Annotated in this window: 14 protein-coding genes; 6 read left to right on the top strand and 8 right to left on the bottom strand. The window is 74.1% G+C overall.

Going from position 1 to position 13821, the window contains the following annotated elements:
- Positions 1–139 precede the first annotated feature (139 nt).
- A complete protein-coding gene (locus ACFWAR_RS09690; protein ID WP_385774888.1) occupies positions 140–919 on the top strand; it encodes a VOC family protein in 780 nt (259 codons plus the stop codon).
- Positions 920–991: 72 nt separating this feature from the next.
- On the opposite strand, the gene ACFWAR_RS09685 is transcribed toward ACFWAR_RS09690, so the two are convergent.
- From ACFWAR_RS09685 to ACFWAR_RS09675, 3 genes are all read right to left on the bottom strand, one after another.
- On the bottom strand, positions 992–1780 hold the full coding sequence (locus ACFWAR_RS09685) for an enoyl-CoA hydratase/isomerase family protein (RefSeq protein WP_385774886.1): 789 nt from the start codon (positions 1778–1780) through the stop codon (positions 992–994).
- Between the two features lie 41 nt (positions 1781–1821).
- The gene (locus tag ACFWAR_RS09680; protein WP_385774975.1) at positions 1822–4068 is read right to left on the bottom strand and encodes an acetate--CoA ligase family protein; all 2247 of its coding nucleotides are present in this window, start codon (positions 4066–4068) and stop codon (positions 1822–1824) included.
- 209 nt (positions 4069–4277) lie between these two features.
- Positions 4278–5513 (bottom strand): flavin-containing monooxygenase, encoded by a 1236-nt coding sequence (locus ACFWAR_RS09675; RefSeq protein ID WP_385774884.1) that lies wholly within the window; start codon positions 5511–5513, stop codon positions 4278–4280.
- Between the two features lie 404 nt (positions 5514–5917).
- On the opposite strand from ACFWAR_RS09675, the gene ACFWAR_RS09670 reads away from it, so the two are divergent.
- Both ACFWAR_RS09670 and ACFWAR_RS09665 read left to right on the top strand, forming a co-directional pair.
- Positions 5918–6370, top strand: coding sequence for a DoxX family protein (locus ACFWAR_RS09670; RefSeq protein WP_385774882.1), 453 nt, complete (start codon positions 5918–5920; stop codon positions 6368–6370).
- Complete coding sequence (locus ACFWAR_RS09665) at positions 6367–6819, top strand: Zn-ribbon domain-containing OB-fold protein (protein ID WP_385774880.1); 453 nt, start codon at positions 6367–6369, stop codon at positions 6817–6819. The genes ACFWAR_RS09670 and ACFWAR_RS09665 overlap by 4 nt, the downstream gene beginning before the upstream one ends.
- On the opposite strand, the gene ACFWAR_RS09660 is transcribed toward ACFWAR_RS09665, so the two are convergent.
- From ACFWAR_RS09660 to ACFWAR_RS09645, 4 genes are all read right to left on the bottom strand, one after another.
- The gene (locus ACFWAR_RS09660) at positions 6816–7427 is read right to left on the bottom strand and encodes a TetR/AcrR family transcriptional regulator (protein WP_385774878.1); all 612 of its coding nucleotides are present in this window, start codon (positions 7425–7427) and stop codon (positions 6816–6818) included. The genes ACFWAR_RS09665 and ACFWAR_RS09660 overlap by 4 nt on opposite strands.
- Entirely contained in the window at positions 7427–7798 is a 372-nt protein-coding gene (locus ACFWAR_RS09655; protein ID WP_385774876.1) for a DUF1304 domain-containing protein, read from the bottom strand. Before ACFWAR_RS09655 ends, ACFWAR_RS09660 begins: the two co-directional genes overlap by 1 nt.
- A 200-nt stretch (positions 7799–7998) precedes the next feature.
- Positions 7999–8670 (bottom strand): pyridoxal 5'-phosphate synthase, encoded by a 672-nt coding sequence (locus ACFWAR_RS09650; RefSeq protein ID WP_385774874.1) that lies wholly within the window; start codon positions 8668–8670, stop codon positions 7999–8001.
- A 93-nt stretch (positions 8671–8763) separates the two neighbouring features.
- On the bottom strand, positions 8764–9960 hold the full coding sequence (locus tag ACFWAR_RS09645; RefSeq protein ID WP_385774872.1) for an acetyl-CoA acetyltransferase: 1197 nt from the start codon (positions 9958–9960) through the stop codon (positions 8764–8766).
- A gap of 123 nt (positions 9961–10083) precedes the next feature.
- On the opposite strand from ACFWAR_RS09645, the gene ACFWAR_RS09640 reads away from it, so the two are divergent.
- Positions 10084–11349, top strand: a complete 1266-nt coding sequence (locus ACFWAR_RS09640) for an acyl-CoA dehydrogenase family protein (protein WP_385774870.1) — start codon at positions 10084–10086, stop codon at positions 11347–11349.
- Positions 11349–11822 carry a nitroreductase family deazaflavin-dependent oxidoreductase gene (locus ACFWAR_RS09635; RefSeq protein ID WP_385774868.1) on the top strand — a complete coding sequence of 158 codons (474 nt, stop codon included), beginning with the start codon at positions 11349–11351 and terminating at the stop codon, positions 11820–11822. The genes ACFWAR_RS09640 and ACFWAR_RS09635 overlap by 1 nt, the downstream gene beginning before the upstream one ends.
- 65 nt (positions 11823–11887) lie before the next feature.
- Here ACFWAR_RS09635 and ACFWAR_RS09630 read toward each other — a convergent pair whose 3' ends face one another.
- A complete protein-coding gene (locus ACFWAR_RS09630) occupies positions 11888–12535 on the bottom strand; it encodes a TetR family transcriptional regulator (protein ID WP_354381786.1) in 648 nt (215 codons plus the stop codon).
- Between the two features lie 312 nt (positions 12536–12847).
- Here ACFWAR_RS09630 and ACFWAR_RS09625 point away from each other — a divergent pair, with 312 nt between their 5' ends.
- On the top strand, positions 12848–13636 hold the full coding sequence (locus ACFWAR_RS09625) for a VOC family protein (RefSeq protein WP_385774866.1): 789 nt from the start codon (positions 12848–12850) through the stop codon (positions 13634–13636).
- Positions 13637–13821 lie beyond the last annotated feature (185 nt).

Genomic DNA, 13821 nt, shown 5'->3' with positions numbered 1-13821 from the left:
GGGTGGGCGGCGTGGCGGGGGTGTTCGGGCGTGTAGTCGTACATACGCCTAGCGCTCGCGGCGAGACCTCGTAGGCGGTTCGACGAGGCCCCGTGGCACTCGCAGCGCACACACCGCACCCGCATCGCAGGAGGAACCCATGCTCGGTACCGACTACCGCACCGGATCGCCCAACTGGATCGACCTCGGCAGTCCGGACATCCCGCGGGCCGCGGCCTTCTACCGGGCGGTGTTCGGTTGGGAGTTCCACCTGCTCGGGCCGGAGACCGGCGGGTACGGCTTCTTCCAGGTCGACGGGAAGACCGTCGCGGCCGTCGGGTCCCTGGACCCCGGTGCGACCTCCGCGTGGACCGTGTACTTCAAGACGCAGGACACGGACGCGACCACGCAGGGCGTGCGGGACGGCGGGGGCGCGGTGCGCGTGGAGCCGATGGACGTGATGGGTGAGGGGTGGCTCGCGCAGTACACCGACCAACAGGGCGCGGACTTCGCGGTCTGGAAGCCGGGCAGGACGGCGGGGCTGGGCCTGACCTCGGTCGACAACACGGTGTGTTGGGTGGAGCTGCATGTGGCCGATCCGGTCGCGGCCGTCACGTTCTACCGCGATCTCTTCGGCTGGCGTTCGCAGGAGATGGACGTGCCGGGGATGACCTACCGGGTGGTGAGCATCGCCGACGGCGACCAGCAGGACGGGTCCTTCGGCGGGGTGGCGCCGCTGATGGAGGGGGAGACGAACGCGCGCTGGGTGCCGTACTTCGCGGTGGCCGACGTGGACGCCGTGGTGGACACCGCGCGGACCAGTGGGGGTTCGGTGTTGATGCCGGGCGCCGATGTGCCGGACGTCGGTCGGATCGCCTGGCTGGCGGACCCGAGCGGGGCGGTCTTCGCTCTGCTCAAGCCCAACCCGCGGCAGGGCTGAGCCCCGGCAGGGCTGAGCCCCGGCAGGGCTGAGCCCCGGCGGGGCGGACCTCGCCGGGGCGGGGCGCGGCGGTCAGACGCCCCGGTACTTCGGGGTGCGGCGTTCGACGAAGCTGGCCACGCCCTCGTTCGCGTCCGCCGTGGTCATGTTGATCTCCTGGGCGGTGGCCTCGGCGGCCAGCGCGGTGGCGCGGTCGCCGTCCAGGGAGGCGTTGACCAGGTGCTTGGTCAGGGCCAGGGCGCGGGTCGGGCCCTGGGCCAGGCGCTCCGCCCATTCCCGGGCGGTGCCGGCCAGGTCGTCGGCCGGGACGACCCGGTTGACGAGGCCGAGGCGTTCGGCGTCGGCGGCGGGCAGGGCGTCGCCGAAGAACATCAGCTCCTTCGCCTTCTGCGGGCCGACGAGTCGGGGGAGCAGGTAGGCGCCGCCGCCGTCGGGGACCAGGCCGCGGCGGACGAAGACCTCGATGAAGCGCGCCGAGTCCGCGGCGAGCACGAGGTCGCAGGCGAAGGCGAGGTGGGCGCCGATGCCCGCGGCGGTGCCGTTGACGGCGGCGATGACCGGCTTCTCGCAGTCCATGACGGCGGTGATGAAGCGCTGGGCACCGTTTCGGATCATGCGGGCGACGTCGCCCGCGACCCGTTCGCCGGCGGGTGCGGGGGAGCCGCGCAGGTCGGCGCCCGCGCAGAAGCCCTTGCCGGTGGCGGTGATGACGACGGCGCGCACGGCCGGGTCGGCGGAGGCCGCGGCGAGCAGGGTCATGATGTGCTCGCGTTGGTCCCAGGTGAGGGCGTTCATGGCGTCGGGGCGGTTCAGCGTGATCCAGGAGACGCCGTTCTCGGTGTGGTGCAGGACCTCGTTCATGGGGTTCGTCGCTCCAAGGCGTCGGCGGGACCGGGAGGCTCTCAGCGGCAGATGGCGAGGGCGTCGAGGGCCACGGCGCCCTGGCCGCGGGGGAGGACCATGAGGGGGTTGATGTCGAGTTCGGCGAGTTCGCCGCCGAGTTCCAGGGCCATCCGCTGGACCCGCAGGATGACCTCCACCAGCGCTTCGACGTCGGCGGGCGGGGCGCCGCGGACGCCCTCCAGGAGGGCGTGGCCGCGGAGTTCGCCCAGCATGGCGCGGGCCTGGTCCTCGCCGAAGGGCGGGACGCGGACGGTGGTGTCGTTGAGGATCTCGACGAGGACCCCGCCCAGGCCGACGGTGACGGTGGGGCCGAAGAGGTCGTCCTGGGTGACGCCGACGACCATCTCCACGCCCTTCTCCACCATCTGGCAGACGAGGACGCCGTCGAGGGGGATGTTCTCGAAGCGGGCGATGTCGGTGAGTTCGCGGTAGGCGTCGCGTATTTGGCTGGCGGAGGTCAGGCCGACCTTGACCAGGCCGAGTTCGGTCTTGTGGGCGAGCTGGGGGCCCGAGGCCTTCATCACCACCGGGTAGCCGACGAGTCCGGCCGCGCGGACGGCGGCGGCGGCGCTGGTGACGAGCTGTTCGCGCGGGACCCGGATGCCGTAGGCGCGCAGCAGCTGCTTCGCCGCGTGCTCGCTGAGCTGCTGGCCGGGGCGCATCAGGGCCTGGGCCTTGCGGTAGGAGGGGGAGGGGGTGCGGGGGGCGTCGTCGAAGGGGGAGCGGTAGGCGGCGGTGAAGCGGTGGTGGCCGAGGTAGGCCCGTACGGCGGTGATGCAGTTGCCGAAGGTGCGGAAGGTGGCCACGCGGGAGGAGCCGAGGAGGGTGGTGCGGTAGGCGTCCTCGGTACCGACGGGGGAGCCCCAGATGACGCAGATGAGCTTGTCGCTCTCCTCGGCGGCGTCGACGAGGTCCTGCGCGAGCTTGTCGCTCATCGGGGGGAAGGGCCCGGTGATGGGGCAGATGAGGACGCCCACGGACGGGTCGGCGAGGATCGCGTCGATGATCTTCCGCCCCCGCCAGTCGCCGACGGGGTGGCCGCCGTTGTCGACGGGGTTGGCGACGTTCAGGTACTCCGGGATCCACTGGTGGAGCTCGTCCTGCTTGGCCTGGCCGAGGGTGGGCAGGCTCAGCCCCGCCTCGGTGGCGAGGTCGGAGAAGTGGGCGCCCGTGCCGCCGGAGATGGAGTAGACGACGACGCCGTCGGCCAGCGGCTTGCGCGCGCGGGCCAGTAGGGCGGCGGTGTCCTGGAGTTCGTCGAGCCCGTCGACCCGGATCACGCCGAACTGGCGCATCGCCGCGTCCACGACCCGGTCCGCGCCGGTGAGCTTGCCGGTGTGCGAGGCGGCCATGCGCGCGCCGGTCTCGGTGCGGCCCACCTTGACGGCGACGACCGGTACGCCGCGCCGTGCGGCCCGGTCGGCGGCGAGCAGGAAGGACCGGCCGTCCTTGAGCCCCTCGACGTAACAGGCGATCGCCCCGACCTCGGGCTGTTCGGCGAAGTAGGAGATGAAGTCGGAGGTCTCCAGGTCGGCCTCGTTGCCCGTCGGCGCCCAGTGGGAGAGGCGGATGCCGAGCTCCTGGAGGGTGTAGACGGGGCGGCCCTGGTGGCCGGACTGGGTGATGAGCGCGATCGCCGGGCCGTCGAGGTCCTCGCGGAACTCCTCGAAGGCGTTGAGGTTGGTGTTGGGGCCGAGCAGGCGCAGTCCGGAGCGCTGGACGGCGGCGGCGAGCCGGGCCTGGGCGGCCGCGCCCGCGTCGCCGGTCTCGGCGAAGCCGGAGGCGAAGGCCACCGCGAACTTGACCTTGGATTCGGCGAGTTCCTCGATGACGGGCAGCGGGTCGGCGACCAGGAGCACCGCGAGGTCCACCTGTTCGGGCAGGTCGGCGACGGAGGCGTGGCAGGCCAGGCCGAAGACCGTGGTGCGGGTGGGGTGCACGGGGTGCAGGCGGGCGCCGACGCGGTCCGCCCAGGCGATGAGCTGGCGGGTGATGCCGGTGTTGGGGCGCCCCTCGGCGTCGGAGGCGCCGATGACGGCGACGGACTCGGGGCGGAAGAACCGGTCCAGGTCGGGCACGTCCGCGTGCAGCGGTCGGCCGCTGACGTCGACGGCGGCGGCGGCCGGGTCCGCGCCTTCCGCGTCGGGGGCCGTCGTGGAGTGGACGGCGGTCCGCGGGGTCTCGCCGCACGCCTCGACCCTGGCGCGGAAGTGAGTGGTGAGGGTGCCGTGAGTAGATCCAAGCATCGTTCCGCCCGCTTCCCGCTCGATGACTGCCTCGTTGACTGCCTCGGCGACGGCCTTGACCGCCTTGCCGGCCGTCGCGGTGACCGCTGGTGCGCGGTGACCGTCCCGTAACTGACGCATGGTCAGGTTACTGAACTGACGGGCCGTCAGGAACAGGGCTGCGCAGGAAAGCTGGTGCGTGGGTTTGGTGAAGGTGGCGGGGAGCGCGGCTAGGAGAGGTGGCGCGGCAGGGTTTTGGCTATCTTCTCGGCGTCCAGGGCCAGTTCCCGCAGCATTCCACTGATCGGGTTGGTGAAACCGGTGAAATACAGCCCCGGGGCCGAAACGGGGCTGCGCCCGGCCCGCGCGAGCGGGCGGCCGCGCCCGTCGAGCACGTCGAGGTGCCCCACCAGTCCCTCCAGGGCGCGCCGGTAGCCGGTGGCCGCGATCACCGCGTCCGGAGCGATCCGGGAGCCGTCCGCCAGGACCACCTCGGCGCCGTCGAAGGACTCGACCGCGGCGACCGGCAGGACGGTCCGCGCGCGGACCGCGTCGATCAGGCCGACGTCCTGGACGGGGATCGCGCCCTCGCGGACCCGGCTGTAGAGGCCGGTCGTGGGGCGCGGGAGCCCGTACGCGGACAGGTCCGGCACGGACGCCTTCGCGACGAGGGCGCCGAGCCGGTCGACGAGCCGCACGGGCAGCCGGCGGACCAGGATGCCGGTGCGCTGGGCGGGCCACCCGGCGGTGGAGCGGCGCACGATGTGGGGGGCGGTGCGCACGGCGAGGCGGACGCTCGCGGCCCGTCGGTCGCCCGGGTCGGCGGCCCCGCGCCCGCGCCTGCCGCGGCGCCGGTCGCCGCCGCCCTCGGTGAGGTCCACGGCGATCTCGGCGCCCGTGTTGCCGACCCCGACGACGAGGACGTCGAGGCCCGCGAAGGGGGCGGCGTCGCGGTACTCGCTCGCGTGCAGCAGCCGCCCGGTGTACGTGCCCGCGCCCGGCCAGTCGGGAGTCGCGGGGGTGTGGTTGAAGCCGGTGGCGACGACCACGGCGGCGGCGGCCAACTCCCGGCCGCCGGTGGCGTGCAGGGTCCAGCCGTCGGCCTCCGCGCCGCCGGGGGCGCGGTCGATGCGGGTGACCTCGACGCCGGTGATGATCTCCAGCTCGTGGTGTTCGGCGTACTTCTCCAGGTAGCGCACCACGTCGTCGCGCGAGACCCAGCGCCCGAAGCGGCGCGGTATGCGCAGGCCCGGGAGGCCGGAGAGGCGGCGCGTGGTGTGCAGGTGGAGCCGGTCGTAGTGGCCCCGCCAGGAGGTGGCGACCCGGTCCGACTTCTCGATCACCACGGCCCGGACGCCCCGGGCGCGCAGCGCGGCGGCGACGGCGAGGCCGCCCGGCCCGGCGCCGATCACGTACACGGGGCGGGGCTGGGTCGTCATGTCGGGCTGTGCGGGCGCTCCAGGCATGAGGTGTGAGCGTATCGCCGGGAGGGGCCGGTGGGTCTCGGACGAGGAGGGAATCGGTTGCGGATCGGTCACGGGCGCCGGTCCCGGCGCGGTCCCGGATCGGTCGGTGGTGGCGGTCCCGGCGTGGTGGCGGCGCGGTCCCGGATCGGTCACGGGCGCCGGTCCCCGGCGCGGTGGCGGCGCGGGGCTGCGTGGCGGCGGTGCCGGGCTGCGTGGTGGCGGGCGGGGGGTCCGTGTGGTCACGGGCGCGGGGACCGCGCGGTCGCGGGTGCGGTCCCGGTGTGCCCCGTGGGTGGGCGCCGGAGCGTCCTGCTGGTGTGCGGGCCCTTGCGGGAAGGCGGCGCATCCGGTGAACTGACGTACCATCAGATAGGGCTGGTTGTTGAGGGTGGAGGGACTGCCGCATGCAGAGCGTCTGGCTCAGTGGGGCCGAATGGCTCGCCGTGCTCCGGATCGGCCTCGGCCTGTGGTGGCTGGAGAGCTGGCGGCACAAGGACAAGAAGGGCTGGTTCGAGCGCGGCACGGGCATCGCCTGGGCGGCGGACGTCGCGGGCAAGCACCGCTGGGGCTTCGTCCGCGGCGGCTTCGACGCGGTGGTCAAGCCGCGGCCGAAGGTGATGGCGTACGTCGTCGTCTACGCCGAACTCGCCCTGGGGCTGGGGCTGGTCGCGGGATTCCTCACGCCCGTCGCGCTGGTCGCGGGCCTGCTGTTGAACCTGCTGTACCTGGTGCTGATGATCCACGACTGGGCCGAGCAGGGGCAGAACGCCATGATGGCGCTCATCTCCTTCGTCGCGCTGGTGACGATGAGCTGGCAGGTCTGGTCCTTCGACGCGGCGATCGGACTCTTCCTGTGAGCGGGGCGCGGGCCGCGGGCGCCGCCCGTTTCGACCTGCCCGAGGTCGACGACTTCACCCGCCCCTACTGGGACGCGGCGGCCGACGGGCGGCTCCTGCTGCGCCGCTGCGCCGACTGCGGGCGGGTCCACCACTACCCGCGCGAGTTCTGCCCGCACTGCTGGGCGGGCGAGGACCGGGTGGCCTGGGAGCCGGCGAGCGGCCGGGCGACCCTCTACACCTGGTCGGTGGTGCACCGGAACGACCTGCCGCCCTTCGGCGCCCGGGTGCCCTACGTCGCGGCCGTGGTCGACCTCGCCGAAGGGCCCCGGATGATGACCGAGGTGGTCGACTGCGCGGCGGACGCCCTGCGCGTCGGGATGCCGCTGGAGGTCGCCTTCCGGGTCGAGGGGGAGGGCGGGGACGCGGTCTCCGTGGCGGTGTTCCGGCCCGCGGGCGGTTCCGTCTAAGGGCGCGGCCCGGTGGGGGCCCCGGTGGCCGGGGGCGGGGCGCCGTGGCGGTGGAGGACGATCAGGAGCCGCCACGCGTCGGTCGCCAGGGCGTGCGGGGAGCCGGTCAGGAGGCCGTGGACCCAGTCCGCCAGGACCCCGGTGAAGGTGGCCGCCACCGCCGAGGCGATCAGCTCCGGGGCGGCGCCGCCCGCCGCGGTGCGCTCGGTCAGGCTGCGCTCGCGCAGCTCCCGGTGCAGGGTGTCGCCCAGCGGGCCGCCGCCGCCCGGGTGCAGCAGGGTGCGGTAGAGGTCGGTGCGGGCGCCGTCGGCCACGCTCGCGAAGAAGGCGGTCAGCGCGGGCGGCGGGGCCGCCGGGTCGGGGGTCCCGCGCCAGGAGTGCAGTGCCTCGACCGCCTCCCGTACCGTCTCGGCGCACGCGTCCACGGCGAGGTCCTGCGCGTCGGTGTAGTGCAGGTAGAAGGTGGCCCGGGCGACCCCGGCCCGCCGGACGAGCATCGCCACCGAGATCTCCCGCAGCGGCCGCTCGGCGCACTCCGCGAGCAGCGCCGCGTGCAGCCGTTCCCGGGTCCGGGCGGTCCGCGGGTCGCCGGCGGGCCGCGGCCCCATCAGGCGCTCTGCCCGGCGACGAGGACGGCGGCCAGGGCCAGGGCGCCGGGCAGCGCCTGGGCGAGGAGGATCCGGCGGTTGGCGGTGAGGCCGCCGTACACCCCGGCGACGACCACGCAGGCGAGGAAGAAGACCTGGGCGCGGTAGCCGGTGGGGTCGGCGGCGATCAGGCCCCAGACCAGGCCGGCGGCGAGGAAGCCGTTGTACAGGCCCTGGTTGGCGGCGAGCGGGGCGGTGGCCTTGGCCATGGCGGCGTCGAAGCCGGACAGGCCGCGGCCCGGGGCCCGCTCCCACAGGAACATCTCCAGGACCAGGATGTAGGCGTGCAGTAGTGCGACGAGTCCGACGAGTACCTGCGCGGTGGTGTGCACGGTCCGGTCCGTCCTCTCCCGATGTCGATCCCGTGATGGGCAGCCCAATGATGGACAGGTGTCCAGAGTAAATGGACATCTGTCCATTGTCCATCCGTCCGTCACCCGTCCGTCACCCGCCCGTCCGTCACCCGTCCGTCCATCACCCGTCCGTCCATCGCCCGTCCGCCGGGTGGCCGACGGACCGGCGCGCCCCGGGCTCAGGGCCAGAGCAGTTCGCGGGTCCAGGCGGCGCCCTCGGGCGTGCGGCGGTAGCGGAGCCGGACGTGTCGGCGCCGGGCGTCGCCCTGGAAGAACTCGACCTCGTCGGCGTCCAGGACGTACCGCGTCCAGGTCGGGGCCGGGGCGTCTGGCTCGGCGGCGGCCCGCTCCCACGCCGCGGCCGAGGCGCGCGCCAGCTCGTCCAGGGAGCCGAGCACCTCGCTCTGGCGTCCGGTGAGCGCGGCGGCGAGCGCGCCGCGCGAGCGTACGGAGAGGTCCGCGCGGCTCGCGGCGGCGCCGGCCGCGCCGACCCGGCCGCGGATGCGGACCTGGCGCGCGACGGCGGGCCAGTAGAAGCCGAGCGCGGCCTCGGGGCGGGCCGCGAGCTGGCGGCCCTTGGCGCTGGTGGCGTGGGAGGCGAAGTGCCACCCGGCGGCGTCGGCGTCGTGCAGCATCACCGTCCGCGCGTCGGGGCGCCCCTCGGCGTCGACCGTGGCCAGCGTCATGGTGTGCGGCTCGATCTGCCCGGCCGCGGCGGCGTGCGCGAACCAGTCGTGGAAGAGCGCCAGCGGTGCGGCCGGGGCGCCGTCCGGGTCGAAGGCTGGCAGTTCGTCCGTGTCCCACACGCGCAGGGAGTGCAGGATCTCGCGGAACTCGTCATCGGTGGTCATGCGGCCATCGAACACCAGGGGCGGGCGCCCGCCCCGCTGCCGTCCCCGGGTGCGCGGGCGCCCGCCCCCGCTGCCGCCCCCGAGGTACGCGCCTCAGCGCCCCAGGATCACCGTCCCCGAGGAGCAGAACCAGCCGCCCGTGCCGGAGGCGAGGGCGATTTCCGGGAGGCGGTCGCCCGGTTTGCGGACCTGCCCGGCGCCCGCCTCGCCGCGCAGCTGGCGCACCGCCTCGACGAGGAGGAAGAGGCCGCGCATGCCCGGGTGGCAGGCGGAGAGGCCGCCGCCGTCGGTGTTGACCGGGAGTTCCCCGTCCCGCAGCAGGCGGCCCTTCTCGACGAAGGCGCCCCCCTCGCCCTTGGCGCAGAAACCGAGGTCCTCCAGCGTGACCAGGGTCATGTAGGTGAAGGCGTCGTAGAGTTCGGCGACGTCGACGTCCGCCGGGGTCACCCCCGCGCGCTCGAAGGCCAGTCGGCCCGAGACGGCCGCCGGGGAGACGGTGAAGTCGTCCCACTCGGACATCGTGGTGTGCGAGACGGCCGTGCCGGTGCCGAGCACCCACACCGGCGCCTTCGCGGTGTCGGGCACCAGGTCCTCCGCCACCAGCAGGACGGCGCAGCCGCCGTCCGAGCGGATGCAGCAGTGCAGCTTCGTGAAGGGGTCCGCGATCATGTCGCCGGAGAGGACCTCCTCGACGGTGACGGGGTCGCGGAACATGGCGTCCGGGTTGGTCGCGGCGTTGGCCCGGGCCTGGACGGCCACCGAGGCCAACTGCTCCAGCGTGGTGCCGTATTCGTGCATGTGCCGCCGGGCGGCCATGGCGTACTTGGCGACGAGCGTGTGCCCGTACGGCACCTCGAACTGCAGCGGTCCGCGCGCACCGAAGGAGAGGTTGGAGGTGCGTCGGCGCGCCTTGATGTCGGCGCGTGCGGTGGATCCGTAGACGAGGAGCACGGCGTTGGCGTGGCCCGCCGCGATGGCGTCGGCGGCGTGGGCCGCCATCACCTCCCAGGTCGAGCCGCCGACCGAGGTGGAGTCCACCCAGGTGGGGCGCAGTCCCAGGTACTCGGCGACCTCGACCGGTGCGAGGGTGCCGAGGCCCGCCGAGGCGAAGCCGTCGATGACCGAGCGCTCCAGCCCGGAATCGGCGAGCGCGCGGCGCGCGGCCTGCGCGTGCAGGGCGTAGGGGGTGGGGCCGTCCACCCGGCCGCAGTCCGAGAGGGCGACGCCCGCGACCGCGACCCGGCGGCGGGGCGCGGAGGTGGCTGCGGAGACAGCTAGGGGTCCAGGCATGGGCTGACGGTACAACTGACGGCGCGTCAGTTTCTAGTGGGTGATGCGGTCGCCGCCCCTCTGTGCATCTGCGCCCCTCCGGCCTAACATGACGGCCCGTCAGATCTGGGGAGGAGCCCGACGATGGACGCCGCCTTCACCGCGGAGCAGGAAGAGATACGCCGCACCCTGCGCGAAATCCTGGGCAAACGCTGCGGTCCGGACGAGGTCAAGGCCGCCGTCCGCACCGACACCGGATACGACCCGGAGCTGTGGCAGCGGCTCGCCGAACAGCTCGGGCTGCCGGGCATCGCCGTCGCCGAGGAGTACGGGGGCGTCGGCTGCGCCCCCGCCGATCTGGTCCTGGCCTGCGAGGAGACCGGGCGCGCCCTGCTCCCCTCGCCGCTGCTGGCCACCGCCGTGCTCGCCGCGCCGCTGGTCACCGCGCTGGGCAGCCCCGCCCAGCGCTCCGCCCTGCTGCCGGGCTTCGCCGCGGGCACGCTGACCGCCGCCCTCGCCGTCCCCGGCGCCGCGCTGTCCACGGCCCTGGGGCTCACGGCGGACAACACCGGCGGCGAGTGGGCGGGCGGCGGCCGGGCCGGCGGGGTGCAGGCCCGCCGCCCCGAGGGGGAGGAGGGGTGGCGCCTGTACGGGGAGGCCACCCAGGTCCTGGACGGGCACAGCGCGGGCGTCCTGCTGGTCGCCGCCCATGCCGGGGGCTTCGCCCGCAGCCGCGTCCTGCTGTTCCTCGTACGGGCGGACGCGCCCGGGCTCGTACGGTCCCGGCAGGCGGCCCTGGACGAGACCCGGCCGCAGGCGCGCGTCCAACTGCGCGACACCCCGGCGCAGTTGCTCGGGGGCGACCACGGCGACGGCGGTGACGGCGGCGTCCGCGGCGTCGGCGGATCCGGCGAAGGCGCGGACATCGCACGCGCCTTGGCCGCCACCGGGCGGGGCGCGGCCGCCGTGCTGGCCGCCGAGGCGGTCGGCGCGGCCGGGCAGGCGCTCGCGCGGACCGTGGAGTACGTGCGCCAGCGCGAACAGTTCGGTCGGGCCGTCGGCTCGTTCCAGGCGGTCAAGCACCGGCTGGCCGACCTGTACGTCCGCGTCCAGGCCGCCCGGTCGGCCGCCTACTACACCGCCTGGGACCCGGAACAGGGCGCACTCGCGCTCGCCCAGGCCCTGGAGGCGCTGCGCGTGACCGCGGGGGAGGCCATCCAGTTGCACGGCGGGATCGGCTTCACCTGGGAGCACGACGCCCACCTGTACTTCAAGCGCGCGGCGGCCGACGAGCTGCTCTTCGGGCCGGTCCACCGGCTGCGCGCGCACGCCGCAGACCGGGCCGGTCTCTTCGCCCCGCAGGGGCGGGCCACCGGCCCGGCGCCGAGCAGAGAAAGGGTGGCCGTCTGATGGCTCCCGGCGTCAAACTCATGCAGAAGGTCTCCTCGACCCTCCTCTTCGCCAAGATCGCACCGCACTTCATCCCCGCCATGGACAAGGCGGTGCACAAGCTGACGCGCGGCAAGGTGATCCTGAGCGCGCAGATGCTGCCCGGCGTGATCCTCACGGCGAAGGGCGCCAAGACGGGCGAACCGCGCACCACGCCGCTCGCGTGCATGCCGGAGCAGGACGGGGCGAGCTGGATCCTGATCGGCTCGAACTTCGGTCGCCCCGGCCATCCGGCCTGGACGGGGAACCTGATCAAGCACCCGGACGCCGACGTCAGCTGGAAGGGCCAGGACATCGCCGTACGGGCCCGTTTGCTCCAGGGCGAGGAGCGCGTGGCGGCGTGGCAGGCGGCGTTGAAGTTCTGGCCGCCGTACGCGGCGTACCAGGCGCGCATCGAGCGCGAGATCCGACTGTTCCGGCTGGAGCGTCGCTGATCGGGCCGGAGGAACGGGAGTTGGAGCGGTGACCGCCGGGGCGGCGGACCCTTGGGGGTCCGCCGCTACCGGGTGGGCTTCTTGCCGGTGATGCCGAGGTGGACGAGCAGCGCCAGGTTCGGCTTGAGCTCGGCCTGCTTCACGCCCCAGGTCTGGAACCCCTTCTGGTGCGAGGCCACCGCGGCGAGCATCGCGACCAGGGAACCGGCCATCGCGGCAGGGCTGACGTCCTTGTCGACCTTGCCCTTCGCCTGGAGCTCCTTCACCGATTCGGTGAGGGAGTTGGTGACCGAATTCAGGATCTTCATGCGGATCTTGTAGAAGCGCTTGTCGCCCTCGGCCGCGCCGAGGTCGACGACCCGCAGGATCGCGTCGTTGCGCCGCCAGAAGTCCAGGAAGCCCTCGACGAGTTCCTCCGCGGCGGCCCAGCCGGCCTTGCCGACCCAGGCCCGACCCTCGACGAGCGCGGTCAACTGGGCGCCCTCATTGGCCATTTGCTCGGCGATCTCCAGGACGGCACCTTCGACGTCCGGGAAGTACTGGTAGAAGGTCGCGGGGGAGGTGCCGGCCTTGCGGGCGACGTCGATCACCTTGACGTCGCGGTACGGCGAGGAGCTGAGCATCTCGCTGAGGCAGTCGAGCAGCTTCTGCCGCGTCGCCTGGCCGCGCCGACCGGCCACGCGGCCGTCGACGGTGCGTACTTGTCCTGTCATGCCGTCAGCTTACCGAGGGGTGATCGGCGCGCGATTCGGCCGCCTGCAAATGGGGTTACCGGTGCGTGGCCTGCGCGTACTGCGTCCAGGGGGCGGAATCCGGCCGCACCCCGGCCGTGCCCCCGCGGCCGCCTCCGCGCCGACCCGGGCACCCGGCCCGCCGCCCGCCCCGCGCCGTCCCCCGAATAGTCTTATCAACAGGCTGTGGACAAGTTGTCGGGGGGATCATGGCCGGAGGGGCAGACTGGCGCATGTGGTGCGAGACCGCATGACACCGTATGGCACCGCATGAAATCGGAAGGAAGAGGGTCCATGGCCGCATTCTCGGAGGGCACGCCCTGCTGGGTGGACGCCTCCCTTCCGGACGTCGAGGCGGGCAAGCGCTTCTACGGCGAACTCTTCGGCTGGACCTTCGGGGACAGCGCGGGCGCCGCCTACGGGCACTACACGCAGGCCTACCACCAGGGCCGCAACGTGGCCGCCCTCGCGCCCAAGCCCGACGGCCGGATGCCCACCGTCTGGGGCGTCTACCTGCACACCTCCGACGCCTACGCCGCCGCCTCCCGCATCCGCGCGGCGGGCGGGCAGCTGGTGACCGACCCGGTGGCCGTGGGCCCGTACGGCACGGCCGCGATGGCGGCCGACCCGGGCGGCGCGGTCTTCGGGCTCTGGCAGCCCGGCACCCACGACGGCTTCGAGGTCCAGCAGCAGCCGAACTCGTACTGCTGGACCGAGCTGTACACCCGGGCCCGCGACGCCGTGGACGTCTTCTACACCAACGTCTTCGGCTACGTCGCCGAGGACCAGGACGACGCGGGCACCGACTACCGCACCTGGTCCCCGCCCGGCAGCGTCCCCGGACCGGCCACCGCCGTCGTCGGGCGCAGCCTGATCACCGACGCCTTCCCCGAGGCCATGCCGGCACACTTCCTGGTGTACTTCGCCGTCCGGGACTGCGACGCGGCCGCCGCGACCGTACGCCGCCTGGGGGGCCGGATCACGGCCGACCCCTTCGACACCCCCTACGGCCGGATCGCGGTCGTCGCCGACAACCAGGGCGCCGTCTTCGCCCTCTTGGCGGAACCCGACGTTCAGCCGTGACCCGGGGGGCCGGGGGCGGGCCGCCGGGCGGCCGCGGGCGCGAAGTGTGACGTAGCCGGTGCCGGAGCCTCGGCGGAGCCAGGGCCCGGACCCGGCGCGGGCCTGACAGAATCGGCATGCGCGACCCCCGGGCGGGTGCCCGGGGAGTGAGACGCTGCACGGGGCCGGCGGGGACGCCGGCGGAA

This window comes from Streptomyces sp. NPDC059917, from assembly GCF_042730635.1.
Lineage (GTDB): Bacteria > Actinomycetota > Actinomycetes > Streptomycetales > Streptomycetaceae > Streptomyces.
The sequence above is the reverse complement of the archived record's forward strand: the minus strand, read 5'-3'. Positions and strand labels throughout refer to the sequence as shown.